At 67.7% G+C, this 26,155-nt stretch carries 28 protein-coding genes; 14 read left to right on the forward strand and 14 right to left on the reverse strand.

Going from position 1 to position 26,155, the window contains the following annotated elements:
• Window positions 1–110 precede the first annotated feature (110 nt).
• From D3874_RS01040 to D3874_RS01065, 6 genes are all read left to right on the forward strand, one after another.
• Complete coding sequence (locus D3874_RS01040; RefSeq protein ID WP_119775515.1) at window positions 111–896, forward strand: SDR family oxidoreductase; 786 nt, start codon at window positions 111–113, stop codon at window positions 894–896.
• Between the two features lie 22 nt (window positions 897–918).
• The gene (locus tag D3874_RS01045; RefSeq protein WP_158595758.1) at window positions 919–1,203 is read left to right on the forward strand and encodes a transposase; all 285 of its coding nucleotides are present in this window, start codon (window positions 919–921) and stop codon (window positions 1,201–1,203) included.
• A 166-nt stretch (window positions 1,204–1,369) separates the two neighbouring features.
• Window positions 1,370–2,158: an alpha/beta fold hydrolase gene (locus D3874_RS01050; RefSeq protein ID WP_119775520.1), complete on the forward strand. Its 789-nt coding sequence runs from the start codon at window positions 1,370–1,372 to the stop codon at window positions 2,156–2,158.
• Window positions 2,159–2,162: 4 nt separating this feature from the next.
• The gene (locus tag D3874_RS01055; RefSeq protein WP_119775523.1) at window positions 2,163–3,590 is read left to right on the forward strand and encodes a WS/DGAT/MGAT family O-acyltransferase; all 1,428 of its coding nucleotides are present in this window, start codon (window positions 2,163–2,165) and stop codon (window positions 3,588–3,590) included.
• An 87-nt stretch (window positions 3,591–3,677) separates the two neighbouring features.
• Complete coding sequence (locus D3874_RS01060; protein WP_233559783.1) at window positions 3,678–5,381, forward strand: long-chain-fatty-acid--CoA ligase; 1,704 nt, start codon at window positions 3,678–3,680, stop codon at window positions 5,379–5,381.
• 146 nt (window positions 5,382–5,527) lie between these two features.
• Window positions 5,528–6,535: an NADP-dependent oxidoreductase gene (locus D3874_RS01065; protein ID WP_119775528.1), complete on the forward strand. Its 1,008-nt coding sequence runs from the start codon at window positions 5,528–5,530 to the stop codon at window positions 6,533–6,535.
• A gap of 39 nt (window positions 6,536–6,574) precedes the next feature.
• Here D3874_RS01065 and D3874_RS01070 read toward each other — a convergent pair whose 3' ends face one another.
• Genes D3874_RS01070 through D3874_RS01085 form a run of 4 tightly spaced genes read right to left on the reverse strand, consistent with a single transcriptional unit; the run spans window position 6,575 to window position 11,398 of the window.
• The gene (locus D3874_RS01070) at window positions 6,575–7,756 is read right to left on the reverse strand and encodes a DUF4340 domain-containing protein (RefSeq protein ID WP_119775531.1); all 1,182 of its coding nucleotides are present in this window, start codon (window positions 7,754–7,756) and stop codon (window positions 6,575–6,577) included.
• Window positions 7,757–7,777: 21 nt separating this feature from the next.
• A complete protein-coding gene (locus D3874_RS01075; RefSeq protein ID WP_119775533.1) occupies window positions 7,778–9,715 on the reverse strand; it encodes a Gldg family protein in 1,938 nt (645 codons plus the stop codon).
• A 1-nt stretch (window position 9,716) separates the two neighbouring features.
• On the reverse strand, window positions 9,717–10,451 hold the full coding sequence (locus D3874_RS01080) for an ABC transporter permease subunit (RefSeq protein WP_119775536.1): 735 nt from the start codon (window positions 10,449–10,451) through the stop codon (window positions 9,717–9,719).
• The gene (locus tag D3874_RS01085) at window positions 10,448–11,398 is read right to left on the reverse strand and encodes an ABC transporter ATP-binding protein (RefSeq protein ID WP_119775539.1); all 951 of its coding nucleotides are present in this window, start codon (window positions 11,396–11,398) and stop codon (window positions 10,448–10,450) included. Before D3874_RS01085 ends, D3874_RS01080 begins: the two co-directional genes overlap by 4 nt.
• A gap of 387 nt (window positions 11,399–11,785) precedes the next feature.
• Between D3874_RS01085 and D3874_RS01095 the strand changes: the two genes are divergently transcribed.
• Window positions 11,786–12,157 (forward strand): DUF2794 domain-containing protein, encoded by a 372-nt coding sequence (locus D3874_RS01095; RefSeq protein ID WP_233559784.1) that lies wholly within the window; start codon window positions 11,786–11,788, stop codon window positions 12,155–12,157.
• 145 nt (window positions 12,158–12,302) lie between these two features.
• Here the strand turns inward: D3874_RS01095 and D3874_RS01105 are convergent, their stop codons facing one another.
• Entirely contained in the window at window positions 12,303–13,568 is a 1,266-nt protein-coding gene (locus D3874_RS01105; RefSeq protein WP_158595759.1) for an oxygenase MpaB family protein, read from the reverse strand.
• 117 nt (window positions 13,569–13,685) lie between these two features.
• On the opposite strand from D3874_RS01105, the gene D3874_RS01110 reads away from it, so the two are divergent.
• The 7 genes from D3874_RS01110 to D3874_RS01140 all read left to right on the forward strand — a co-directional run bounded on the left by D3874_RS01110 (window position 13,686) and on the right by D3874_RS01140 (window position 19,059).
• Complete coding sequence (locus D3874_RS01110) at window positions 13,686–14,288, forward strand: TetR/AcrR family transcriptional regulator (protein WP_119775554.1); 603 nt, start codon at window positions 13,686–13,688, stop codon at window positions 14,286–14,288.
• 161 nt (window positions 14,289–14,449) lie between these two features.
• On the forward strand, window positions 14,450–14,725 hold the full coding sequence (locus D3874_RS01115) for a hypothetical protein (protein WP_119775556.1): 276 nt from the start codon (window positions 14,450–14,452) through the stop codon (window positions 14,723–14,725).
• Window positions 14,722–15,369, forward strand: a complete 648-nt coding sequence (locus D3874_RS01120; protein WP_158595760.1) for a nucleotidyl transferase AbiEii/AbiGii toxin family protein — start codon at window positions 14,722–14,724, stop codon at window positions 15,367–15,369. Before D3874_RS01115 ends, D3874_RS01120 begins: the two co-directional genes overlap by 4 nt.
• Window positions 15,370–15,425: 56 nt before the next feature.
• Window positions 15,426–16,268 carry a diaminopimelate epimerase gene (dapF, locus tag D3874_RS01125; protein ID WP_119775560.1) on the forward strand — a complete coding sequence of 281 codons (843 nt, stop codon included), beginning with the start codon at window positions 15,426–15,428 and terminating at the stop codon, window positions 16,266–16,268.
• Between the two features lie 7 nt (window positions 16,269–16,275).
• Window positions 16,276–17,517, forward strand: coding sequence for a tRNA (N(6)-L-threonylcarbamoyladenosine(37)-C(2))-methylthiotransferase MtaB (gene mtaB / locus D3874_RS01130; RefSeq protein ID WP_119775562.1), 1,242 nt, complete (start codon window positions 16,276–16,278; stop codon window positions 17,515–17,517).
• Window positions 17,514–18,473: a signal recognition particle-docking protein FtsY gene (gene ftsY / locus D3874_RS01135; RefSeq protein ID WP_119775564.1), complete on the forward strand. Its 960-nt coding sequence runs from the start codon at window positions 17,514–17,516 to the stop codon at window positions 18,471–18,473. The genes mtaB and ftsY overlap by 4 nt, the downstream gene beginning before the upstream one ends.
• Before the next feature lie 4 nt (window positions 18,474–18,477).
• Window positions 18,478–19,059 carry a septation protein A gene (locus D3874_RS01140; RefSeq protein ID WP_119775566.1) on the forward strand — a complete coding sequence of 194 codons (582 nt, stop codon included), beginning with the start codon at window positions 18,478–18,480 and terminating at the stop codon, window positions 19,057–19,059.
• Between the two features lie 143 nt (window positions 19,060–19,202).
• Here the strand turns inward: D3874_RS01140 and D3874_RS01145 are convergent, their stop codons facing one another.
• The 9 genes from D3874_RS01145 to ccmD all read right to left on the reverse strand — a co-directional run bounded on the left by D3874_RS01145 (window position 19,203) and on the right by ccmD (window position 26,153).
• Window positions 19,203–20,507 (reverse strand): esterase-like activity of phytase family protein, encoded by a 1,305-nt coding sequence (locus tag D3874_RS01145; protein WP_199698871.1) that lies wholly within the window; start codon window positions 20,505–20,507, stop codon window positions 19,203–19,205.
• 8 nt (window positions 20,508–20,515) lie between these two features.
• The gene (locus D3874_RS29000) at window positions 20,516–20,719 is read right to left on the reverse strand and encodes a hypothetical protein (RefSeq protein WP_199698872.1); all 204 of its coding nucleotides are present in this window, start codon (window positions 20,717–20,719) and stop codon (window positions 20,516–20,518) included.
• An 81-nt stretch (window positions 20,720–20,800) separates the two neighbouring features.
• Window positions 20,801–21,364, reverse strand: coding sequence for an NUDIX hydrolase (locus D3874_RS01150; protein ID WP_119775568.1), 564 nt, complete (start codon window positions 21,362–21,364; stop codon window positions 20,801–20,803).
• Window positions 21,365–21,366: 2 nt separating this feature from the next.
• Window positions 21,367–22,461, reverse strand: a complete 1,095-nt coding sequence (gene ccmI / locus D3874_RS01155; protein WP_119775570.1) for a c-type cytochrome biogenesis protein CcmI — start codon at window positions 22,459–22,461, stop codon at window positions 21,367–21,369.
• A complete protein-coding gene (locus D3874_RS01160) occupies window positions 22,458–22,937 on the reverse strand; it encodes a cytochrome c-type biogenesis protein (RefSeq protein WP_199698873.1) in 480 nt (159 codons plus the stop codon). The genes ccmI and D3874_RS01160 overlap by 4 nt, the downstream gene beginning before the upstream one ends.
• Complete coding sequence (locus D3874_RS01165; protein WP_119775573.1) at window positions 22,934–23,482, reverse strand: DsbE family thiol:disulfide interchange protein; 549 nt, start codon at window positions 23,480–23,482, stop codon at window positions 22,934–22,936. The genes D3874_RS01160 and D3874_RS01165 overlap by 4 nt, the downstream gene beginning before the upstream one ends.
• 6 nt (window positions 23,483–23,488) lie before the next feature.
• Window positions 23,489–25,465: a heme lyase CcmF/NrfE family subunit gene (locus D3874_RS01170; protein ID WP_119775575.1), complete on the reverse strand. Its 1,977-nt coding sequence runs from the start codon at window positions 25,463–25,465 to the stop codon at window positions 23,489–23,491.
• Window positions 25,462–25,953 (reverse strand): cytochrome c maturation protein CcmE, encoded by a 492-nt coding sequence (ccmE, locus tag D3874_RS01175; RefSeq protein WP_119775578.1) that lies wholly within the window; start codon window positions 25,951–25,953, stop codon window positions 25,462–25,464. Before ccmE ends, D3874_RS01170 begins: the two co-directional genes overlap by 4 nt.
• A complete protein-coding gene (ccmD, locus tag D3874_RS01180) occupies window positions 25,950–26,153 on the reverse strand; it encodes a heme exporter protein CcmD (protein ID WP_119775580.1) in 204 nt (67 codons plus the stop codon). Before ccmD ends, ccmE begins: the two co-directional genes overlap by 4 nt.
• Window positions 26,154–26,155 lie beyond the last annotated feature (2 nt).

The raw sequence follows: 26,155 nt of genomic DNA on the forward strand, positions 1-26,155 counted from the left end.
GAGGGTGAGGTGGTGAGTGGGTCAGAGCGCGCTTTACGCCGCCGACCCACCTCACCCAACCCTCTCCCCCTAAAGGGCGGAGAGGGCTTAAGCGATTGGGAGCGGAAGTCATGAGCGTGAAGCAACTGTTCGACCTGACCGGCCAGGTCGCCCTGATCACCGGCGGCTCGCGCGGCCTAGGCCTGCAGATGGCCGAGGCGCTGGGCGAGATGGGGGCCAGGATCGCCATCGCCGCGCGCAAGCCGCACGAGCTGGCGGCGGCCGAGGCCGCCCTCGCGCCCAAGGGCATCGAGGTCTTCTCGGTGCCCTGCGACCTGGGCGATATCGCCGCCAAGCCAGCCGAGAGGCTGACCACGGCGGTGCTGGAGCGTTTCGGCCGCATCGACATCCTGATCAACAATGCGGGGGCGAGCTGGGGCGCGCCGGCCGAGGATCATCCGGCCGAGGCCTGGCGCAAGGTCATGACCCTGAATGTCGACGCCGCCTTCTACCTGGCCCAGGAAGTCGGCAAGCGCGCCATGATCCCGCAAGGCGGCGGCAAGATCGTCAACATCGCCTCGGTCGCCGGCCTGGGCGGTAACCCGCCCAATCTCAACATGTTCACCATCGCCTACAACACCAGCAAGGGCGCCATGGTGAACTTCACCCGGGCGCTGGCCGCCGAATGGGGGCGCTACAACATCAATGTCAACGCGATCTGCCCGGGCTTCTTCCCCTCGAAGATGTCGCAGGGCCTGCTCGACCGCTTCGAGAAGGAAGTGCTGGCGGCAACGCCCCTGGGCCGCCTGGGCGGCGACGAGGATTTGAAGGGGGCGGCGGTCTATTTCGCCTCCGCCGCGTCGCGGCATGTAACCGGCCAGATCCTGGCCGTCGATGGCGGCACCGCCGTGGTCTGATGTTTCGCTCTGTGGAGGAACCATGAAGCAGCTCTACTGGCTCGACGATGAAGCATGGCAGCGGGTCGAACCGCTGTTGCCGTCCGGCGGACGCGGGGCCCCCCGCGTCGACGACCGGCGGGTGATCAGCGGCATTCTGCACATGCTGCATACCGGCGGGCGCTGGCGCGACTGGCCGACGGGCCACTACGGCCCCTATGCCACCGTGTGCAATCGCTATGCCCGCTGGCGCAAGCAGGGCCTGTGGTCGCGCATCCACGCCACGGCCGTGCCCGCCGTCATGTCGAGGCATGCACAGAATTCATAAATCCATCCAGCGAATATTCATTAGACGAATGAAACCCAACGGGTAGGCTATCGCTTGTCGGCCGCCCCCGTTGGGTTAGGCTGGCATGCTGGTTGCGTCGGTACCTGTTGTTGCTTGCCCGGCCACTCACGATGCCGGGGCCCTTTTCCAACAGCCAAGGTCCGCCATGACAACCGCACCAGATCCGTCGGCAGCACCCTCCAAATTCCTCCTGGCCCTGGAGGCGCGGGCCTTCTTCGAGCTTGGCGCCTATGTCGCGGCCTGGCCCCTCTATAATCTGGCCGCCAAGGGCGATGGCCACCCGGTGATGACCCTGCCCGGCCTGGCGGGTGACGATCCCAGCACCTATGCCTTGCGCAGCTTTCTGCGCGGCCGCGGCTACCGCGCCCATGGCTGGCATGCCGGGCGCAACACCGGCAAGGTCGAGCTGCTGGAGCCGCTGCTGGAACGCCTGCACAAGCTCAACACCCGCTATGGCCGCCCGGTCAGCCTGATCGGCTGGAGTGCCGGCGGCCTGTTCGCGCGCGAATTGGCCAAGCAGGCCCCCAAGGCCGTGCGCCAGGTGATCACCCTGGGCAGCCCCTTTGCCGGCAACCCGCGCGCCTCCAATGCCCGCCGCGTCTATGAATGGCTGAGCGGCAAGAAGGACGACGACCCGGCCCTGTCGGAGCGCCTGCGCGGCACCCCGCCGGTGCCCACCACCTGCATCTTCACCCGCACCGACGGTGTCGTGCCCTGGCAGCGCTGCGTCGAGGTGCCGGGCGACCAGGTCGAGAACATCGAGGTCGAAGGCAGCCATTCGGGCCTGGGTCACAACCCCGTGGTGCTGTTCGCCATCGCCGACCGGCTGGCCCAGAAGGAGGGCCTGTGGACCCCGTTCGACCGGCGCGGGCTCCGCTCTTTTTTCTATCCCGATCCTCAACGCCGGGCGCCCAGCCTGGCACCAGCGGAATGATGAAATGCAACAGCTGAGCGGCATCGACACGTTCTTCCTGAACGTGGAGAGCAATACCTGTCCCATGCATGTGGGCGGCCTGGTGATCCTTGAGCCTGGCGAGAAGGCGCCCAAGGACGGCGCCTTCGCCCGCATCAGCGCCCATGTGGAAAGCCGCCTCGACCGGATTCCGCCGATGCGCCGCCGCCTGCTGACCACGCCCCTGGACCTCGACCATCCCTATTGGGTCGAGGATCCGGATTTCGACCTGGTCCACCACCTGCGCCACCGCGCCCTGCCCGGCCCGGGCGACACCGCCCAACTGACCGAACTGGTGTGCGAGCTGACCAGCACCCGCCTGGACCGCAACCTGCCCCTGTGGGAACTGCACTATGTCGAGGGCCTGGCCAAGGGCCGGGTCGCCACCATCACCAAGATGCACCATGCCGCGATCGACGGGGTTTCGGGCGCCGAGATCCTGACCGAACTGCTCGACCTGACCGAGGTGCCCAGGGTCAACCCGCCGCCGGCCAAGCCGTGGAAGCCCGACCACATCCCCTCGCTGCTGAAGCGGCTCTATACCAGCGCCCGCTCCATGTCCAGGCGGCCGGTGGATACGTTCAAGCTGCTGCGCGAAAGCTGGCCCCTGCTCGCCTCGGTCAGCCGCGAGGCCTATGAGCGCGGCAAGATGATCCTGAAGGGCAATGCCACCGACGGCGTCATGGGCCTGGCGCCGCGCACCCGCTTCAACACCCAGATCACGGCGCGCCGCTCCTATGCCTATGGTTCGCTGTCGCTGGCCCGCATCAAGGCGGTGAAGAATGCCCTGGGCACCACGCTGAACGACGTGGTCATGGGCATCTGCGCCGAGGCGCTGCGCAATTACCTGAACGAAAAGGCCGACCTGCCGCCCCGCGCCCTGGTCGCCGGCATCCCCATGTCGATCCGCTCCGAGGCGCAGAAGGGCACCGCCGGCAACCAGGTGGTGTTCCTGCGCGCCTCGCTCCACACCGACGAGCCCGACCCGACCATCCGCCTGCGCAAGATCAGCGCCGACATGGCCGGGGCCAAGGAAAAGATGCGCGCCATGCCGGCCAACCTGATGGGCGACTGGGCCAAGCTGCCCGCCCCCGCCCTGATGGCCCAGGCGGCAAGGCTCTATGAGAATTTCGGCATCCAGAACTACCACGCGCCGGCCTTCAACGTGGTGATCTCGAACGTGCCAGGATCGCCCGTTCCGCTCTATTTCGCCGGCATGAAGGTGGTCTCGAACCACCCGATCAGCATCCCCTACCATGGCGCGGCCTTCAACATCACCCTGATGAGCTATTGCGGCAATCTGGACTATGGCCTGACCGCCGACCGCGATACCGTGCCGGACATCGAGCATTTCTCCGACCTGATGCAGCAGGCGCTGACCTTGCTCGAAGCCCGGGTCGCGCAGGCGGCCTAACCTCATCGTCATTCCAGCTTTCGCTGGAATGACGAAAAAAATAAGCGGCCAGCCAATGGCCCAAGCAAGAACCTAAGGGAGGCTCCATTGTCACAGAACCCGATGCCCTGGCTCCATTCCTATTCGCCCGGCGTGCGCTGGGATGCGCCCCTGCCCACCTCGGCTGTGCCCAAGGTCCTGGCCGATGCGGCAGCCCGCTACGGCGACCGGCCCGCGATCGAATTCAACGGTGCCCGCATCACCTATGCCCAGCTCCAGGCATTCGCCGACCGCGCGGCCAAGGGCTTCCAGAAGCTGGGGGTGGCACCCGGCGTGCATGTCGGCCTCTACCTGCCGAACTGCCCGCATTACATCATCGCCTTCTTCGGCATCCTGATCGCCGGCGGCACCGTGGTGAACTATTCCCCGCTCGATGCCGCACGGGTGCTGGAGCACAAGGTCGGCGACAGCGAGACCGACATCCTGGTCACCCTGGATCTCAAGGTGCTGTACCCGCAGATGGGCGGGCTGCTGAAGTCGACCCGGCTGAAGACCCTGGTGGTCGGCAACCTGGGCGATTTCACGCCCGAGCCAGACACGGTCGCCGCCTTCCTGCGCCAGGCCGGGCAACTGGCCGATATACCGGCGGACGACGCCCATGTCAGCTTCCGCGCCCTGCTGGACAACGACGGCCAGCCGCAACGCCACCCCGTCACCGATCCGGCCGCGACCATCGCCGTGCTGCAATACACCGGCGGCACCACCGGCCTGCCCAAGGGCGCCATGCTGACCCATGCCAACCTGACCGCCGGCTGCGCCCAACTGGTCGAGACCTGCGGCGGCGACAAGCCGGTGTTCGTGCCGGGGCAGGAACGCATCCTGGCGGTGCTGCCGCTGTTCCACATCTACGCCCTGACCATCAACATGATGATGGGCATCGTCATCGGTGCCGAAATCATCCTGCACGCCAAGTTCGAGCTGGAGGTAGTGATCCGCGAGTTGGCGGAGAAACGCATCACCTTCTTCCCCGGCGTGCCCACCATGTATGCCGCCCTGGTCGGCCACCCGGACGCCGCCAAAGTCGACCTGCACTCACTCAAATTCTGCGGCTCGGGCGGGGCGCCCCTGCCCACCGAGGTGCACGAGCGCTTCCAGAAGCTGACCGGCTGCGACCTCTCCGAGGGCTGGGGCATGACCGAGACCACGGCGCTGGGCACTTTCACGCCGGTCTACGGCATCCGCAAGATCGGCGCCTGCGGCGTGCCGCTGCCCGGCATCCTGCTCAAGTTCGTCGATGTCGACGATGCCACCAAGGCCATGCCCCTGGGCGAGCGCGGCGAGATCTGCATCAAGGGCCCCAATGTCATGAAGGGCTATTGGAAGAAGCCCGAGGCGACGGCCGAGAGCTTCACCGCCGACGGCTATTTCCGCACCGGCGATGTCGGTTACATGGACGAGGACGGCTTCCTGCGCATCGTCGACCGCACCAAGGACATGCTGCTGTGCGGCGGCTTCAACGTCTATCCGCGCACCATCGAGGAAGCGATCTACGAGCACGAGGCGGTCCTGGAAGTCACCGTCATCGGCATCCACGATCCCTATCGCGGCCAGACGCCCAAGGCCTTCATCAAGCTGAAGCCCGGCGCAGCCCCCATGACGCTGGAGGCGATGCAGGCCTTCCTCAAGACCCGCATCGGCAAGCACGAGATGATCGGCGCCCTGGAAATCCGCGACGACCTGCCCAAGACCCCGGTCGGCAAGCTGTCGAAAAAGGAACTCTACGACGAAGAGGCGCGCAAGCGGGCCAGTTGAGCCCTGGATCAAGGTCTTGCGTGGTTCGACAGGCTCACCATGACGAAAATCTTTTTGCCAACAAGACTCCCCCTCATCCTGAGCCTGTCGAAGGACGCACCACCCAACTGCCAGCCACGAACAACGTTACAGGAAAGGCTTACCCCATGACCACCCTGCAAAACCGCCAGTTCCGCCTGGCTGCCCGCCCCATCGGCCTGCCCAAGCCCGGCGACTGGGAATTCACCACGCAGGCCGCGAGCACGCCCGGCGACGGTGAGGTGCTGGTCAAGGTGCTGTACCTGTCGCTCGATCCGGCCATGCGCGGCTGGATGAACGAGGGCAAGTCCTATATCCCGCCGGTGGGCATCGGCGAGGTGATGCGCGCCGGCGGCATCGGTGAGGTGATCGCCAGCAACGATCCGGCCTTTGCCGTCGGCGATATCGTCAACGGCACGCCGGGCGTCCAGGAATACGCCGTTGTTTCGGGCAAGACCCTGACCCGTGTCGATCCCAAACTGGCGCCCCTGCCCGCCTATCTGGGCGTCCTGGGCATGCCGGGCATGACCGCCTATTTCGGCCTGCTCGATGTCGGCAAGCCTGGGCAAGGCGAGACCGTCGTGGTCTCGGGCGCCGCCGGTGCCGTGGGCGGCCTGGTCGGGCAGATCGCCAAGCTGAAGGGCTGCCGCGTGGTCGGCATCGCCGGTGGTGCCGACAAATGCAAATACGCGGTCGACGAGCTGGGCTTCGATGCCTGCGTCGACTACAAGTCGGAGGATGTGAAGAAGGCCCTGCGCGGCCATTGCCCCAAGGGCATCGACATCTATTTCGACAATGTCGGCGGCGATATCCTCGATATCTGCCTGACCCAGTTGGCGCGCCACGCCCGCGTCCTGATCTGCGGCGCCATCTCGCAATACAACAACACCACGGCGGTGAAGGGGCCCAGCAACTACATGTCCCTGCTGGTCAACCGTGCCCGCATGGAAGGCTTCGTGGTGTTCGACTATGCCCCGCGCTACGGCGAGGCGGTGCGCGATCTCGCCCAATGGCTGGCGCAAGGCAAGGTCACGGCGCGCGAGGATATCGTGAGCGGCATCGAGACCTTTCCCGATACCTTGCTGAAACTCTTCAAGGGCGAGAATTTCGGCAAGCTGGTGCTCAAGGTCGCTTGAGCCCAATTCTCCCTCGCCCCGCTTGCGGGGAGAGGGAACCTATTGCGGCATCGGCACCGGCCGCCCTTCCGGCGGGACCGAGAGGCCCGGCAGCGGCGGCAGGGCGGGCGTGACCCCGGGCGGGGCCAGCGTCTTGGGCTGGACCAGGTCGGCACGGGCGGGCGTCAGGTCGATCACCCGGGTGCCGTCGATCCGGTAGGCCCAGCCCTTGGTCTTGGCGGCCAGCGCGGCCGCCTCGGCCTTGGCCGCCTCCGGCATCTTGAAGATGGCGGCGCCGTCGGGGCCGGGCGGGGCCTGGATCTTGGCCCCTTCGGCCGCGATCGAATCCTCGAACACGGCAGCGATCGTGGCCCAGCCCTGGCCGTCGACGGTGGCGATCTCGAAGGTCACCACGACCCCGTCGAAGGTCTCGTAGACCACCTTGATCGCCGGCTTTTCCGGGTCGGTGGCGGCCGGCGCGGTCTTCACATCCTCGAACACCAGATAGGTCGCGGCGACGGACAGGGCATTGGCGCGCTGCGTCTTCATGTCCTCGGTGCCCGCCGCCAGGTCGGCGACGAGGAAGGGGGCATCGGGCTTCTCCCGCGCGATACGGACGGTTGCATCGGCATGGGTGACCGAGACGGCCCTGATCCGCACGGGCGCGATCACCGTCAGTTCCCGGTCCAGCCACTGGGCCGGATCGCGTTCCACCCGCAGCTCCGCCTCGCCCAGCCAGGACTGCGCCTCGCCGGCAAAGCGCAGGAAGAAGCGCGACACCTTGGCCGCCCCCATGGTCTCGTCCGGCCGGCCCAGGATCAGGTCGGCCAGGGCCTCGCCCTGCCCGTCCTTCACGGTCAGGCGCAGGCCCTTGGTGCCCTGGGCGACATCCTCGACATCGAGGAAGCGGTAGCGGTCGGGCCGCGCCGTCTTGGGCTCGATCGCCTTCAGATCGGCCAGGGCCAGCAACAGGCGCTGGACCTTGGCGAAATCGACGCGGTAGCCGCCCCGCTGCGGCATCACCCAGGTCTCGCCCTCGACCCGCTTCAGGCTGAACGCGCCTTCGGCCCCGGTGAAGGAGACTTCCGCAACATCGTTCAGCGCGGCCTTGAGGTCGGGCAGCATCAACTGCCCGGAGAGGTCGGCCTGGGTCTCGCGGATGCGCTCGATCACCAGCCAGGCACCGGCGAGCGAGAGCAGGATGGTCAGGCCAAGCAGGATGGCGAGAGTCGAACGGCGCATGTCGTCGGGGCCTCTCGAGCGTCAGACCACGCCACGCCGCGCACGGCGGCGGCGTAGGCGAACCAGGGAAATGAAGAAGGCGACGATCGCCACCACGATCGCCATGGCGGCGATGTTGACGAAGCGCAGGCGGCTTTCGAGATTGTCGATGTCGACTTCCAGGTTGCGCTGCACGTCGCGCAGCTCGCGCCTGGTCGCGACGACCTCGGCGCGGGCCTCGGCCAGGGCCTTCTCGGTCTCGGCCGAGACGATGGCGCCGCCGGCGCCGCCCGGGCGGGCGCTGCGCAATTCCTGGATCCGCGCCTCGGTCGCCTGCAGCTTGGCCTGGAGTTCCTGGCTGCGCGCCAGGAACTTCTGTTCGGCGTCGCGTTTCAGGCCGTCGATCACCTCGAACGGCCGGCTGGCCGCGCCGCGGCTGCGGATGGCGATCAGGTCGCTGGAACCGGCCAGGTTCTCGACCGCGTTGACGATCAGGTTGCCGTTGTCGGCGCGCGGCACCACCTGGCGCTGGGCCCCCTGGCCCATCTCCTCGATCCACAGCCGGTCGTCGATGATATCGACATCGGCAAAGACCACGACATTGATCGGCGTCGCCGATTCCTTCAGCGCCGCCCGTTCCTTGGCCCCGAAGGCGGGCGTCTCGCCTTCCTTGGTGGGATTGGGCGACTGTTCCTCGGTCACCTTGGGGGCGCCGTCGGGGAAAGCGGTCTTGACCGGCCCGGTGACCCGGGCGGCCAGGGTGAAAGGCTTGCCCGTGGGTTCGAAGCCGCGCAGCAGGTCCTGCGGGTCGCCGGTCACGCGCAGCATGATCGGGTCGAAGGCCATGGCATCCTCGGTCGTGCTGATCAAGGGTTCCAGGGTCGTCGTCGCGCCCTCGACGGCCGAAATGGCGCCCGGTGTCGCCACCAGCACCTGGTCGAGATCGGCGGTGACGACATCGTCATGGTTCATCTGCGCCTTGGGCACGCGCAGCCAGACCACATAGTCGACCGGGCGGCGGCTGCCCGGGATCGTCACCTTGGTCGCGAGCCGGCGGTCGCCGATCACCTTGGTGGTGTCGACCTTGATGCCCCAGGCCCCCAATAGCGGTTCGAGGTCGGAGGTCATCTGCGGCGGCGGCGCGCCCTGCCCGGCCATCTGGCTGGCCACTTCGGCATTGGGATCGACCATGACCACGGCCCGGCCGCCGTTCAGGACGAACTGATCGATGGCATAGAGCTGCTGCGGATTGAGCTTGGGCGGATGGACGATCAGCAGCATGTCCACGTGGGCGCCGACTTCCACGAAATCGGACGCCATCATGCGCACGTCGTAGAGTTCGGCCAGTTGCGAATAGGCGGCAAAGGGGTGCGACTGGCCGCGCAGGGCCGCCATCGCCCCACCGAAACCGACATCCAGCGGCAGGGTCGAGATCACCGCCAGCACCGGCTTCTTCTCGGCCGTCAAGGAGACGATCATCTTGGCCAGGTCGTATTCCAGGAACGGCTCGCGATCGGGTGTGATCACCGGCATCACTTCGCGCCCGCCGATCGGCCCGGTGCCGACGACGCCGAAATAGAAGGATTCGCCAGACGGCGTCTCGTTGCCCTGGATGCCCGCCGCGGCGGCTTCGTCTTCCGTGTCGGTATAGGGTGCCGGATCGATGATCTGGATGCGGATATTGCCGTGTCCGGCCCGCTTGAAGGCATCGAGCAGGTCGGTCACCCGGCCGGAAAAGGCTTTGAAGGCGGGGAACTGGTTGGCCAGGGTCGCCGAATAGAACAGGCGCAGGGTGATCGGCTCGTCGAGCTTGGCCAGCACCGCGCGGGTGCCGTCGGACAGGGTGTAGAGGCGGTTCTGCGTCAGGTCGACGCGCTGGCCGGTCAGGCCCACCTGGGCGATCAGGTTGACCACCAGGAACAGGATGGCGATCAGGGCGAGGGCGGCACCGCCGGCGATGCGAACGCGGGTGGCACCCATCTCAGTTCGCCTTCTTCATGTCGATCGTGATCGCGTTGGCGGCCAGGGCCGCGACGATCAGGGTGGTGAAGAAGACGATGTCTTTGAGTTCGATCACGCCGGTGACGATGCCGTTGAAATGGGTCAGGAAGCTGAACGAGGCGACCGTGTCGACGATCGCCTGCGGCGCCCAGCCCGAGAAGGCGTCGAGCACCATGGGCGCACCCGACGCGGTGAACAGGAAGCACACCACCACGGTCAGCACGAAGGCGACCACCTGGTTGCGCGTCGCCGCCGACACGCACGAGCCGATCGCGAGATACGCGCCGGCCATCAGGAACGAGCCGATGTAACCGGCCACGATCACGCCGTTGTCGGGCTGGCCCAGATAGTTGACGGTCAGCCACATGGGGAAGGTCAGGGCCAGGGCGATACCGGTGAAGACCCAGGCGGCCAGGAACTTGCCGACGATCGCCGCCCACAGGGGCACCGGCAGGGTGAGCAGCAGCTCGATCGTGCCGGCCTTGCGCTCCTCCGCCCACAGGCGCATGGCGATGGCCGGGATCAGGAACAGGTACAGCCAGGGATGGAAGGTGAAGAAGGGCACCAGGTCGGCTTCGCCGCGCTCGAAGAAATTGCCGATGTAGAAGGTGAAGATGCCGTTCAGGAACAGGTAGACGATGATGAAGACATAGGCGAGCGGGGTGGCGAAATAGGCCGCCAGCTCGCGCCGGGCGATGACGAGGGTACTGCTCATGACCGCACCTTCTGCGCGTCGCTGGTGGTCAACTGGCGGAACACGTCGTCCAGGCGGCCGTGCTCGGTGCTGAGGTTCTCGACCGCCACACCGATCTGGCGCAACCGGGCGGCCACCCCTTCGATGATCGAGACGCTGCCGTTTGGCAGCACCAGGTAATCCTGGCCGGTACGCCAGCCATCCGGGGTTACCACCCGGGCCACACCGGGCACGTCGGCCAGGCGCGACGGCATGTCCAGGATGACGGCGGCGAGACTGATGCGGATGGCATTGTGCAAGGGCGAGCGGGCGACCAGCTGCGCCGGCGTGCCGTCCGCCACCACCCGGCCGCGATCGATGATCACCGCGCGGGTGCACACCGCCTCGACCTCTTCCAGGATGTGGGTGGAGACGACGATCGCCTTGTCGGGCGCCATGCGCGCGATCAGGTTGCGCACTTCATGCTTCTGGTTGGGGTCGAGGCCGTCGGTCGGCTCGTCCAGGATCAGGCACGGCGGATCGTGCAGGATGGCGCCGGCCAGGCCGACACGGCGCTTGAAGCCCTTGGACAGGGTATCGATCGGCTGGTCGAGCACACCTTCCAGTTCGACCTGCTCGACCACCCGGCCCAGGCCCAGGCGGATCGCGGCCCGGTCCAGCCCGCGTACCTGGCCCAAGAATTCCAGGAAACTGCGCGGGGTCATGTCGCCATAGGACGGCGCGCCTTCAGGCAGGTAGCCCAGGGCGCGCTTGGCCTTCAGCGGCTCGCGCTCGACATCATGGCCGGCGATCGCGACCCGGCCCCTGGTGGGGGTCAGGAAGCCCGCGGCCATCTTCATGGTGGTGGACTTGCCGGCGCCGTTGGGTCCTAAGAAACCCAGGACCTCGCCGCGGCCGACATGAAAACCGACGCCGTCGACCGCCGTGAAGGGGCCGAAGCGTTTCACCAGATCCACAATTTCGATCATGGGCGCCGCGCAATCCGATTGGTCAACCATGTATCGGCGCGCCTTCGCGCCGCCTCCCCTTGTGGCGCGCCAAGCTAGGGGGGACAGGGCGGCGGATCAAGTCGAGATCACCGGGGATGGTTTGGGAGGGGGCTGGTGCCTCGAGGGGTGGCCCGACCGAACGGAGGAAAGGGGGCTGGGGGCTAGGGGGTCTTCCCACCGTCCGGTCGGGCCGTTGTTGAGGACCAACGCTGCTAAGATCGGTGGGCAATGGGGCGGTCGCGGGGCGCAAATGAGGCGAAAGGAAGGCATTTTCTTCGGGCTTTTTTCTTGTGAGCCCGCCCGCCTTGCGTTCACAATGACGGGCACGTGACAGCCGCAGGGAGAGAACGGCGTATGGAGCAAGGCGTGATCGCTTGGTTGTCGGGCCGAACGGCCGAAACAACCGCCCCAGCGAGTGCCCAACCCGCCCCCCGTCGCATCTTCTTCTCCCGCCGCGAACTCGACCGGATCTTGAGTCTCTATGGCCGCATGGTCGCCGCCGGCGAATGGCGCGACTATGCCATGGCCGATGGTGTCGAGGTCGCGGTCTTCGCCGTGCACCGCCGTTCCTCCGAACAGCCGCTCTACCGCATCGAGAAGCGCCCGGCCCTGGCCAAGCGCCAGGGCGCCTTTGCCGTCATCGCCGCCGGCGGCCGCATCCTCAAACGCGGCCACGACCTCGACGCCGTGCTCGCCGTGCTGGAACGCAAGCTGCTGAAGCTGGTCGACGGGGAATAATCTCGCACCGGCATCCTGCGTCCTTCGAGACGGCCCTCCGGGCCTCCTCAGGATGAGGAAAATTGTTTTGGCATAAGAGACTTACCTCATCCTGAGGAGCCACCGCAGGTGGCGTCTCGAAGGACGCACAACGCCGCTCCCAGCCCTACTCCGCCGCCTCCGGCACGGCATGGCTGCGGCCCTTCAGGGGGCTGCCCTCGCCCGTCTCGAACGGCGGCTTGCGGGCCTTGAAGGCTTTGCCAATCTGGGCCTGCAGCATGGCCAGGCGCACGCGGGCCACCCCTTCGTTCACGTAAGGCACCCGGCGCCGCACCTGATTCGCCGCCGCAATCACCGGGCGCAGGGCGCGCGGCAGGTGGCGCCAGCCGGTGCGCGGGATTTCCAGCGTATCGGCCGCCAACTCGCCGATAATGTAGCGCGAGAACCCGGCATAGGAGCGGGCGTCGAGCCCGCCGACGACCCGGGCGACCGGCCCGGGGAGGTTCTTCACCGCCTCGGCCCCCGCACCCAGCAGGGCGTTGGAGAGCGAGCGGCTGTCGTCGTCGGCATCGGGCTGGGAACGCACCAGCAGGCTGAACAGGGCGGCCGCCTGGGCATAAGAGTCGGGCAGCAGGGCCTCGTCGACCCCCATGATATAGCCGACATAGCGCCACAGGTGGACGACCCCCTCCTTCTCGCGCGGGCTGAGGGTGAAGCCCAAGTCGATCAGCGGCCCGACCATGCCCAGCGAAAAGGCCAGCGCAGTCGCCGCCATGTCCGCCTGGTTGATCGGCGTGCCCCAGTCGGCGGCTTTCCAGCGCGGATCGCGGCTAATCCCGGCGCGGACCATGGCGTGCATCACCCGCACCCGCACGGCCGAGGCAAAGCCGGCGGAAAACCGCCCGACATCGCCCGAGGCATAGATATCGACGCCGAACTTGCCGGTTTCCTGCAGGCGCGAATAGGTGCGGCCGTTCAAGGCCCCGGTCATCACGAGCACCCGGGCGATCGCGCTCGAACAATAGCCGACCATCAAGGTGCCCGAGCCCAGGGCATAGCGCAGCAAGGGCCCGGTCGCGAGCGCCGCCCGGCAGCCGATCCGCATCAGGTCGCCCTCGACCCAGTCGGGCCGGCGATCGACATGGGCGAAGAAGTTGGCCAGGGGCGGCGGCGCCTCGGGCACCGCGTCGATGCCCTTGGTCAGGGCCAGGTCGAACATCCTCCAGCCGTCGCTCTTGGCGGCCTTCATCCAGATGACGAGCGCATCGGCCAGCGGATCGCCCTGGGTGAGCCCGGCCCTGACCGCGGCGCGACGCACCGGATCGGTCGAGGGCGCGCCGAAATGGCGGGTCATGTGCAGGGTCCAGGGGGCGGGATCGAGGTCGGGATCACGCCAGCGGCTGGGCACGGGCGATGCGGCGTCTGTGGACATTCTTCTGCACCTCTTCTCAACGCCGCCTATTGTATATGAGTAAAAACTCATATCTACTTACATCGTCGCCCCTCCCCACAAGGCTTGGCCGTGGCTGTTCAACCGCTTGATATCGCAATGAAAAAAGAGCCGACCCAGGGCCGCGCCCGGGCCACGGTCGAGGCGGTGGTGACGGCGGCTGCTCAACTTCTGGCCGAGCGGGGCTATGCCTCGCTCACCACCAACCACATCGCCGAGCGGGCGGGGGTCAGCATCGGCTCGATCTACCAGTATTTCCCGGGCAAGGAGGCGATCATCGCCCGCCTGTTCGAGCAGACGGTGGACGAGATCCTGGGCGAATTTGCCCAAGGCCTGCTGGCCCTGCCGCCCCACGAAGGCAAGGCCCGCCACGCCTATGCCGCCGGCGTGCTCTACGACACGATCGACCGCCGCGCCGCCCTGGTAAGGGCGATGCAATACGAGGTGCCGTTCCTGCGCGACCTGCCGATCATCGGCGAGATGCGGCAGCGGCTGCTGGCCCTGGCAACCCAGATCTATGCCGCCAATATCAGCCCCCGGGCCTTCGCCCGCCCCGACGTCGCCGCCTTCCTGCTCACCGCCATGCTCCAGGCGGCGATCCTGGAAAGCATCCTGATGCCCGTCCCCGGCATCGGCCGGACCGAAGTGGTGGAGACCCTGGCCGAGATCATCGGGCGGATTCTGGGGCCGTTGGCCGGTTGATTGCAGATGATTGTTCCCGTCATCCCGGCGCAGGCCGGGATCCATTCGGGGGCAGCGCGCGACGTCTCAATGGATTCCGGCCGGCGCCGGAATGACGACCGAGGTTCAGGTGATCCGTCTGACAATGCCGGCACCCGAATGGGCTGTGCTATGGTTGCGCCATGGGAACACGCGCCACCGTCGTCGCCGTCAATGTGCCTTTCGCCCGCATGATCGACGAGGCGGAACTGGCCCGTGCGCTTGTCGCAGCCCGGCCCGGTAGCGTCTGGGCCGATCATGCCGAGCGCTTCCTATCCGAATTGGAGGCCGATGAAATCCTGCGTTTCTGCGATGCCCACGGCGTTTCCAAGACCGCGCTGAAAGCGACTTATGCCGCCTTCGATGCCGACCTGAAGCTTGGCAATCGCGACCTCGAGGAATGGCTGGCCGAACCGTGACACGCCACCCCGACGACTGGCTCGAACTCGCCCAAATCGCTTTCAAGATTGCGGATGCCGCCCGGATCGAGGTGTCGAGCGCCTTTGCCTTTGGGGGCGGGACGATGCTGATGTCCCGGATGCACCACCGCTTGAGCCGAGACCTCGACATCTTTCTCGCCGATGCCCAATACCTCACCTACCTGTCACCCAGGCTGAATGCGGCAGCGGAGCATTACGAAAATTACGAAGAAACGTCCCATCACGTGCGGATTGCCGTTGGCGACAGGGAAATCGATTTCATTGTCGCCCCGCACCTGACGTCGGTGCCAACTCAAGCTCAAGAGATTCTCGGCCGGCCAGTGGCTGTCGAGACCACGGCGGAAATCCTTGCGAAGAAACTGTTCTATCGTGGCCGCACTCTCAAGCCGCGTGATGTCTTCGACCTCGCCACCACGATCCGCTTGCAGCCCGACGCGCTTCCGACGGCGCAAGTCATTCGTGATCTGCTGAACGGTAAACTGCGTGAGGGCATCGATCGGCGCCTGGCAGAACTTCAGAGCGACTGGGCCACACGGGCAACAACGATCGATGTCCTGCCCGCCGGCACCCCGATTCTGCCCCACACCATCGAGATCGCCGGGGAATGGATGGCGGGCATCTAAGCCCTGCGCTGCTTCGCCGATTTACGAGACGCGCCGCAGCGCCTATATACCGGGGCATGGACGGCATTTCTTTCATCAAGATGCACGGCCTTGGCAATGACTTCGTCATCGTCGACGGCCGCTCCTCCCCCGTGGAGATCAACGAACCGCTGGCGCAGGCGATCGCCAACCGGCGGACCGGGGTCGGCTGCGACCAGCTCATCGTGCTCGAACCCTCCAGCGCCGCCGATGCCTTCATGCGCATCTGGAATCCCGACGGCTCGGAATCGGGCGCCTGTGGCAACGCCACCCGCTGCGTCGGCGCCCTGCTGATCGCGGGCAAGCGCCGCAACACGGTGACGATCGAGACCTTGGCCGGCGTGCTGACCGCCTCCACCGCGCCGGACGGCTTCATCACCGTCGACATGGGCGAGCCGAGCCTGGCCTGGGAGCAGATCCCGCTGGCCCGCGCGATGGACACGCTGCATGTCGATTACCGCCACTCCTCCGGCCTCCAGGACCCGGTGGCGGTGAACATGGGCAATCCCCATGCGGTGTTCTTCGTGCCCGACGCCGAGGCGGTCGATGTCGAGGCGATCGGCCCGGCGATCGAGACCGATCCCCTGTTCCCCGAACGCACCAATGTCTCCTTCGTCTCGCGCAAGGCCGACGGTTCCCTGCGCCTGGTGGTGTGGGAACGCGGTGCCGGCCGGACGCTGGCCTGCGGCACCGCGTCCTGCGCGGCCGTCGTGGCGGCGACACGGCGCGGCCTGATCGACCGCAAGGCAGCGATCTGGATGGATGGCGGGCGGCTGGACCTCGAATGGCGCGCCGACGACAACCATGTGATCATGACCGGCCCCATCGCCGTCTCCTTCAGCGGCGTCATCGCCCTGCCCCCGCGCGTCGAGGCGGCCTGAGCGCCCGATGACCGCCGGGATCGAGGTCATTACCTTCGGTTGCCGCCTCAACGCCTATGAATCCGAGGTGATGAAGCGCCACGCCCAGGCGGCCGGCCTCAACCATACCGTCATCGTCAATACCTGTGCCGTTACGGCCGAGGCGGTGCGCCAGGCCCGCAAGGCGATCCGCCGGGCACGGCGCGAGCAGCCCGGTGCCCGCATCCTGGTCACCGGCTGCGCCGCCCAGATCGAGCCCGAGCGCTTCGCCCGGATGGCCGAGGTCGACCAGGTCATCGGCAATATCGAGAAAATGGATGCCGCGAGTTTCAGTATCGGTAACACCGAGAAGGTCCGCGTCGCCGACATCATGGCCGTGCGCGAGACCGCAGGTCACCTGGCGGAAGGCTTCGGCAGCCGGGCGCGGGCCTATGTCCAGGTCCAGAACGGCTGTGACCATCGCTGTACCTTCTGCATCATTCCTTACGGCCGCGGCCCCTCCCGCTCCGTGCCGCTGGGCGCCGTGGTCGCGGAGGTGCGCCGCCTGGTCGAGGCCGGCTGCGGCGAGGTGGTGCTGACCGGGGTCGACCTCACCTCCTATGGCGACGACCTGCCGGGCCGGCCCAGCCTGGGGCAGTTGAGCCGCCGCCTGCTGAAGGCGGTGCCGGAACTGCCGCGCCTGCGCATCTCGTCGATCGATGCGGCCGAGGCCGACGACGACCTGATCGCAACGTTGAGCGAGGAGCCGCGCCTGATGCCGCACCTCCACCTGTCCCTGCAGGCCGGCAACGACCTGATCCTGAAGCGCATGAAGCGCCGCCATTCACGCGCCGATGCCGTCCGTTTTGCCGCGCGCCTGCGCGCTGCACGGCCCGATATCGTCCTGGGCGCCGATTTCATCGCCGGCTTCCCGACCGAGGACGAAGCGGCGTTCCAGGACACCCTGGCCCTGGTGGACGAGGTCGGCCTCACCTACCTCCATGTCTTCCCCTTCTCGGCGAGGCCCGGCACGCCCGCCGCAAAGATGCCGCAAGTGGCGCCCATGGTGGCCAGGGAGCGCGCCGACCGGCTGCGCGCCAGGGGCGAGCAGGGGCTGCACCGTTTCCTCGACAGCCGCCTGGGCTTGCGCGAATCCGCCGTCGTCGAAAACGGCGACCTGGCCCGGACCGAACATTTCGCCGCCCTGCGCCTGCCTGCACCGGGTATTGCCGGCGAGATCGTCAAAGTTACCGTTGGCGCCCGCGCGGGCGCGGAGTTGATTGCCGCATGACCGACACCAGCGAAGATACCGGGACCAAGAAGTCCGGCTGGCTCAGCCGGCTGAAGGCCGGGCTGTCGCGCTCGTCCTCGTCGCTGGGCCAGTCGATCACCGGCCTGGTCAAGAAGCGCAAGCTGGACGACGAGTCCCTGGACGAGCTGGAAGAAGCCCTGATCCGCGCCGACCTGGGCGTGGCCGTGGCGGGCGAGGTGCGCGAAGCCCTGTCCAAGGGCCGCTTCGGCCGGGAAATCTCGGACGAGGAGGTCAAGCGCGTGCTGGCCGAGGAGGTCGCCCGCGTCCTGAAATATTCCGAGAAGCCGCTGGTCATCGACAAGTCCCATCGCCCGCACGTCATCTTGATGGTGGGCGTGAACGGCACCGGCAAGACCACCACCATCGGCAAGTTGGCCAGCCGCTTCAAGGCGCAAGGGTTGAAGGTGATGCTGGCCGCCGGCGACACCTTCCGCGCCGCCGCGATCGAGCAGCTTGCCGTGTGGGGCGAACGCTCGGGCGTGCCGGTGATCACCCGCCCCGCCGGGTCGGATGCCGCGGGCCTGGCCTTCGATGCCCTGGAACAGGCCAAGCGCGAGGGCTATGACGTCCTGCTGATCGATACCGCCGGCCGCCTGCAGAACAAGGAAGGCCTGATGGCGGAGCTGACCAAGATCGACCGGGTGATCAAGAAGCTCGACCCGACCGCGCCCCACGACACCATCATCGTGCTGGACGCGACCACCGGGCAGAACGCGGTCAACCAGGTCGACGTGTTCGAGCGGGTGGCCAAGATCACCGGCGTGATCATGACCAAGCTGGACGGCACGGCGCGGGGCGGCGTGCTGGTCGCCATCGCCAAGAAATACTGGATGCCGATCCACGCCATCGGCGTGGGCGAGAGCATCGACGATTTTCAGGACTTCAATGCCGAAGCCTTCGCCAAGGCGCTGGCCGGCGTCGCGGATACGGTGTAACGCCATGGCCACCAAAGCCGCTCACAAGCCGATCAACCCCCTGCTGCGCCTGGCCCTCGAAGCCGGGCCCCTGGCGGTGTTCTTCTTCTGCAATGCCCGCTTCGGCATCTTCCCGGCCACCGGCGCCTTCATGGTCGCGACCCTCGTCGCCCTGGCCGCCAACTGGTCGCTGGAACGCCGCCTGCCGGTGATGCCCATGGTCTCAGGCTTCTTCGTGCTGATCTTCGGCGGCCTGACCCTGATCCTGCAGGACGAACTCTTCATCAAGATGAAGCCGACCATCGTGAACAGCCTGTTCGCGGTGATCCTGTTCGGCGGCCTCTATAGCGGTCGTGCGCTGCTGAAGCCGCTGTTCGGTGCGGCCATGCAACTGTCCGATCAGGGCTGGCGCGTGCTGACCTTCCGCTGGGCCTGCTTCTTCGTGCTGCTGGCGGGTTTGAACGAATTCGTCTGGCGCAATTTCGAGACCGATACCTGGGTCGACTTCAAGGTCTTCGGCATCATGCCCCTGACCTTCGCCTTCATGCTGGCCCAGATGCCCCTGATCATGCGCCATCAGCTCCCCGACGCCGACCAGGGGAAGTAACCGCAGGCACCACCTCACCCTTCCCATCGCTGACGCGACGGGCCCCTTCCCTCTCCCCCGCGAGCGGCGGAGAGGGAGACCTTGGTAGCCCTCTCCGCCCTTTAGGGGGAGAGGGTGGGGTGAGGTGGGTTGGCAGGGCAGGATCAGTGCGGCAAGGTCAGCCGATAGGCCAGGATCATGTTGTCGTTGGTCAGGCCGGCGTCATAGGGCACGCCCTGCATCAGGCCCTTGGCGGTCTGGAAATCGTTGTCGTTGGCGACCAGCAGGAAGTAGTCGTTAGGGCGGGCCTCGTCGAGCGCCGGCACCAGGGCCATCGCCTCCCACTTCTCCGACAGGGTCAGGGGACCGGCCGCCGCATTGTCGATATTGAGGCCGAAGCCGGCGAGCTGCGTGGTGTTCAGCATGTTGACGAGGTCGACAATGCGCACCGGCGTGATCGCGGCGTCGAGTTCCCGGCCCTTGGAAATCGGCTTGGGCGTGGTCTCGAACTCCGTGCCGGCGAGATTGGTCGCCCCCTTGGTGTCGACCAGCAGGACCGATTTGTAGACCTCGGGCGCCTTGCAGCCGCAGCCCAGCCCGTTGCCGTCGCGCGAGAGGACCAGCAGGCGGTGGCCGTCGAGGGCCACGACCTCGCTTTGCGCCGCCGCCTTGTCGGCCGGGCTGCCGTCGCCCTTGCCGGCGAAGATGGGCAGTTGCAGGGCATAATGCTCGACCGGCGCCTTGGGGGTCGGATCGGCCGAAATGTCGTAGACCAGGATGCGGGTGTTGTTGCGGTCGCCGGCATTGCCGGCCGAATCCTGGATCGTGCCGCTTTGCAGGATGGCGATCAGGCGCGTGCCATCGGGCGTGATCGCGACCGCTTCCATGCCCTGGTTGTTGCGGCGCCCGGTCTCGGGCTTGTCGTTAGAGCCGTAGTCGACCACGCCCCCGCTCATGGGCAGCAGGGCGGCCGGCGGCGCGATGAAGCCCTTCATGCGGCCGTCGGCACCGAAGAGATAGATGCCGGCGGTGTATTCGTCGCCGACATAGAAGCTGCCGTCGGCGCGGAAAGCGATCGCCTCGGCATCGAGCGAGACCTTGCCGGCCGCCGGGCCCTCGGCCGGGCTGGGCAGGACATGGCCCTGCTGGGTGACCGTGTGCGAATCGGGGTCGAGGCCGGTGGTCGCGGCACCCGAGAAATCGGTCAGCTTGATGCCCCGACCCGTCGGCTGCAGCACGATCTGGCGCTGGGATTCCGCTGCCGCCGGCAAAGCGGGGCCGCTGTAGGGCGTGAAGGTGAGGTCGTATTCGACCAGGCGGCCCTGATAGTCAGAATAGAATTTCTTGTCGGGATCGTTGAAGCCGCGGTCGGGCAGCGAGACCAGCTTGGCGGTGTAACGCTCTCCATCGCGCTTCCAACTGCCCGGCACCACGGCCATGGACGAGAAAGAGCCGAGCGAATCGCCCATGAAGTCCATCAAATTGGCCGAGAGGCGCCCGGCCCGGCCAGGCCCTGGTTGGCATAGGCGGCACCGTCGAATTCGACCGTCACCGGCCCGGCGTCGGTCGCGACATGGGGCGTGAGATACTCAGGCGATCCCGCCTGCGCCGCCCCCGTGCCCAGCAGCAGGGCGAAGGTGATACCAAGGGCGCCACTGCGGGCGAGTCGGACCGAGGCCATGAAGCGCACTCCCATCGTGATGACGGGGGAATCTGCTATCCACCCACAACACTTTCGCGACGCTTTCGTGACAATTCAAGGTCAGGGTGCCAGCGGGCGGTCGCCGGTTTCGCCGGGAGGGTTGGTAAAGGGCACAAAGACTGCCTGGCCTTCGACCTGGCGCCAATGGTTGAGCGCCCAGACGACCGAGGGGAAGGCGATCTCGCCCCAGGGGATCTCGTCCCAGGCGAACAGGCGAACCTCCAGGCTTTCGGCCCCGGGCGAAAAATCCGGCCGTGCCAGGGTGGCGCGGTGCATCAGTTGCACCTGTGAAATGCGCGGGATCGAATAGACCGCCAGCAAGGCGTCGATGACGATCTCGGCGTTGGCCTCCTCGCGCGCTTCGCGGCGGGCGCCGTCCGCCACCGTCTCGCCCACCTCCATGAAGCCGGCCGGCAAGGTCCAGAACCCCAGGCGCGGGTCGATGGCCCGGCGCGCCAGCAGGAAGCGGCCCTGGTGGGTGACGACCGAACCCACCACGATCTTGGGGTTCACATAGTTGACGAAGCCGCAGGTCCGGCAGACCAGGCGCTCGTGGTCGTCGCCGTCAGGCACGGTCAGGTGGAAATCGTGGCTCGGCCCCTTCCCGGGATCGGGCGGGATCATGCTCACGGCAGGCGGGACCGGGCGGCATCGAGGCCGGCCTCGAGCTCGGCATTGCCGGGGGCCAGCGCCACGGCCTTTTCCCAGGCGGCGACGGCATCGGCCTTGCGGCCCAGCACGTCATAGGCGCGGGCCAGCCGGGTCCAGCCTTCCAGGTCCTGCGGGTTGTCCTTCAGGCGGTCGGCGAGGCGGCCGACCATGCCCTCGATCATGGCCTGGCGTTCGGCCGGGCTCATGTCCTGGGCCGCGGCCATGTCGTCGGCGGTGGGGGCCGGCGCCGTGGGCGCGACCGGCTGGCCGGCGGCGGCAAGGCCGGCGATCACCGCGTTGCGCAGCGGATCGTCGGCCGCCAGCGTCGGCAACAGCGCCTGCCAATCCGCCACGGCACCAGCAAGGTCACCCCCGGCGAATTTGGCATAGGCGGCAAAGTGCCGGGCCGAGGGATCCTGCGGCGCCAGGGCCAGGGCCTGGTCGATCAGGGCCTTGGCTTGCGGCGTGATCTGGCCGTCGGCGGCCGCGATGCGCAACTCGGCGGCGGCCAGGCGCGCCTGGACCGAGTCCGGCACCAGCCCGGCGATCTTCTCGTAAGCCTCGGCCGCCGGGATCAGCTTGCCCTGGGCCGCCCGGGCGCGGGCCAGCAGCATCCAGCCCTGGGGATCGCCCGGGTTGGCCGCCATGCGGGCTTCCAGTTCGGCGATCAGGCGCGCGATCTCGGCATCCTGGCCTTGCGTCGTCAAGCGCTCGGCCAGGGGCCGATCGGGCATGCCGGCGGCACCCAGCCATTCGTACAGCAAGGCGGCCCCTCCAGGGACACCCAGGGCCACGACCAGGGCCAGCGCAAGCGACGGCTTCAGCCGGCGCGACGGCTCCTGTCCCCGCGCGGTCTTGAGCAGGCGCCGCTCGATCTCCAGCCTTGCCCCTGCCGCCTCGGCATCGTTGATCATGCCGGCCGCGCGTTCCGCCTCGAGTTCGTCCAACTGGGCGCGATAGACCGCCCGCTCGGCATCCAGCACCTGCTGCCCCGCACCGGGGCGCAGCAGCGGCCGCAGCAGCAGGATCGCCACCGCGGCGGCGACCAGGGCGAAAGCCACGACCATCATGCCCGGTCACCCGGCGACGGTTTTTCATCCAGCAGGTCGGCCAGGCGCGCCGCCTCGTCCGCGCTGAGCGGTGCCGGGGCCTCCACGGGCAGCGTCCCCCGGCGCCGGCGCCAGGCGATGACGGCCACAGCCGAGGCCAGCAACACAAAGGGTCCCAGCCACAGCACCCAGGTCGCCGGCTGGAACGGCGGGCGCAGCAGCACCCATTCGCCGTAGCGGGCCACCAGATAGGCCTTGATCGCCTCGTCGCTGTCGCCCGCCACCACCCGCTCGCGCACGATGCGGCGCAGGTCGGCGGCCAGGGGGGCGTCGGAATCCTCGATCGACTGGTTCTGGCACACTAGGCAGCGCAGCTCGCGGCTGATCTCGTGGGCCCGCGCCTCCAGGCCTGCGTCGGGCAGCGGCTCGTCGACGCCGATCGCCCAGGCGGCGGAACTGAGCGCCAGCAGCAGGCCCAGCGCGGGCAATATCCTCACTTCAGCAGCCTTTCGGCCATGGGCAGCATTTCGCCCCGGATCACGTCCTCCGTGAGCGGGCCGACATGTTTCCAGGCGATCTCGCCGGTCTTGGAGACGAGATAGGTCTCGGGCACGCCGTAGACGCCCCAATCGATGGCGACCCGGCCGGTCACGTCCGCGCCGATCAGGGTGTAGGGATTGCCCAGTTCCGCCAGGAACGCCTTCGAGGCCTCCGGCTTGTCCTTGTAGGCGATGGCGACCAGGGTGATGCCCGGCACCTTAGTCAGGGCGGTGAGCAGCGGATGCTCGATCCGGCAGGGCGCGCACCACGAGGCGAAGACATTGACCACGGTCACCCGGCCGGCCCGCAGGTCGGCGGCGGCCAATCCGGGCCCGGCCTCGTCCAGCCCCGGCAGGGCGAAATCGGGCACGGGCTTGCCGATCAGGGCCGAGGGCAGGGCCGAGGGGTCCTTGCCCAGGCGATCGAAGAAGGCGCCGCTCAGGCCCAGCACGACGGCCAGCGGCAGGGCGGCGAGCAGGAAGCGGTATTTGCCGGCCATCATCGCCAATTACTCGGCCGCCACGGGCACGGTCGCCGGCCGGCGCTTGGGCGCGCCGACGCGCAGCCGCCGGTCCGAGAGCGAGACCAGGCCGCCCAGGGCCATCATCAGGCCGCCGCCCCAGATCCACATGACGAAGGGCTTCCAATAGATCCGCGTGGCAAAGCCCCGGCCGCTGGGCTCGCCGACCACGACATAGAGATCGCCCAGGATCGTCGGCCGGATCGCCGCCTCGGTCGTTTCCGTCGGCGGGGCGGTGAAGCGGCGCGTCTCGGGCAGCATGGTGCCCAAATCGGCCCCGCCATAGGTCACATGGAAGCGGCCCTGCACCGAGGTATAGTTCGCCCCCGGGATCTCGCCCACCCCCTCGAAGGTGAGCTCATAGCCGCCCGCCAGCACCTTGTCGCCCACCGCCAGGATCTTCAGGTGTTCCTCGGTGAAGCCCGAGGCCGCGGCGATGCCGAAGACCGAAACGGCCATGCCCAGATGGGCAAGCGTCATGCCGACGGCACCGCGCGGCAGGGTGAGCAGGCGGCGCAGGGCACCCAGCGGCCCCAACTGGCGCAGGCGCACCCGCTCCGCCAGTTCGACCAGCACGCCGCCGGCCAGAAAGAAGGCAGCGATAAAGGCCAGGATCGACAGAACCGGCGCCTCGCCGGTGGCCCACAGGATGACGAGCGGAACACCTACCGCGACCAGGGCGACGAACTTGAGCCGGGCCAGCACGCCACCCAGGTCCGCCCGCTTCCACGACAGCATCGGCCCGACACCCAGGGCCACCACCAGCGGCGCCATCAGGGGCAGGAAGGTCGCATTGAAATAGGGCGGCCCGACCGAGACCTTGGCCCCGCCCACCACGTCGAGGATCAGCGGATAAAGGGTGCCCAGCAGCACCGTCGCCGTGGCGGTCGCCAGCAGCAGGTTGTTCAGCACCAGGGCGCCCTCGCGGCTGATCGTCTCGAAGAACCCACCAGGTTTCAGGGCGGGCGCCCGGATGGCGTAGAGCGTCAGGGCGCCGCCGGTCACCGCCAGCAGGAACGCCAGGATGAACAGGCCGCGCGCGGGATCGGAGGCGAAGGCATGGACCGAGGTCAGCACGCCCGAGCGCACCAGGAAGGTGCCGAGCAGGCTGAGCGAGAAGGCGATGATGGCGAGCAGGATGGTCCAGGATTTCAGCGTGTCGCGCTTCTCGACCACGACCGCGGAATGGAGCAGCGCGGTCGCCGCCAGCCAGGGCATCAGCGAGGCATTCTCGACCGGATCCCAGAACCAGAAGCCGCCCCAGCCCAGTTCGTAATAGGCCCAGTAGGAGCCGCCGCTGATGCCGATGGTGAGCGACGCCCAGGCCGCCAGGGTCCAGGGCCGCACCCAGCGCGCCCAGGAGGGCGGCACGCGCCCCTCGATCAGGGCGGCGACGGCGAAGGAGAAGGCGATCGAAATGCCGACGTAGCCCAGGTACAGGAACGGCGGGTGGAAGGCCAGGCCGGGGTCTTGCAGCAGGGGGTTCAGCCCCTCCCCCTCCAGGGGCGCCGGGTCGAGGCGGGCGAAGGGATTGGAGGTGAAGATCATGAAGGCGATGAAGCCCACGCCGATCAGCCCCTGCACGGCCAGGGCACGGGCGCGGAAGCCATCGGGCAGGTTGCGCCCGAACAGGGCGACCATGGCGCCGAACAGGGTCAGCATCAGGGCCCACAGCAGCAGCGAACCCTCGTGGTTGGCCCACACCCCGGTGATCTTGTAGAGCAGCGGCTTGGCCGAATGGCTGTTGGCGAAGACGTTGGCGACCGAGAAGTCGGAGGTCACATAGGCGTGCATCAGGGCGGCGAAGGCGCCGACCACCAGGGCGAACTGCAGCACCGCCGCGGTATCGGCCAGGCGCATCGAGGGCACGTGGCCGCGCGCCGCGCCGATCAGCGGGATGGTGCCCTGGACCAGCGCCACCAGGAAGGCGAGGATCAGGGCAAAATGGCCCAGTTCGGCGATCATGGCTTGGGCGCTCCCTCGGTGCCCGGATGAGCGGTGGCCGGTATCGGGTCGCCTTCCTTCCAGCGGCCGGACGCCTTCAAGGCCTCGACCACTTCCTTGGGCATGTAGGTCTCGTCGTGCTTGGCCAGGACCTGGTCGGCCTTGACCGAGCCGTCGGGCTGCCGCGTGCCTTCGGCCACCACGCCCTGGCCCTCGCGGAACAGGGCCGGCAGCATGCCGCGGTAGGTCACGGGCACGCTGGTGGTGAGGTCGGTAACGCGGAAGGTGACGGTGCCGCCATCCTCGCTGCGCGAGACCGAGCCCTGCTCGACCAGGCCGCCGATGCGGATGCGCTGGGTCGGCGGCGGCGCCTTGGCGACGATCTCGGTGGGCGAGAGGAAGAACACGAGCTGGTCGCCCAGGGACGACAGCACCAAGGCCGCGGCGGTGGCCACGCAGGCAAGGCCGGCCAGGCCGAAGATCAGGCGGCGGCGCTTGCGCGGGGTCATGCCGCATCCTTGGGCTGTGCGGCCCGGCGCCGGCGGGCGGGCCTGACCGCTTCCAGGGCCGCCAGCCGCGCCTCGGCCCGTTTCAGGGCGCGCCGGCTCGAGACGGCCAGGGCGATCACCACGATGAAGGTCACGGCAAAGGCCGGCCAGACGAAACCGGCATAGCCGCCCATGGCGAGGAAGTCGGCGATCCGGTCCATGG

Source organism: Oleomonas cavernae, assembly GCF_003590945.1.
GTDB classification, from domain to species: Bacteria; Pseudomonadota; Alphaproteobacteria; order Zavarziniales; family Zavarziniaceae; genus Zavarzinia; species Zavarzinia cavernae.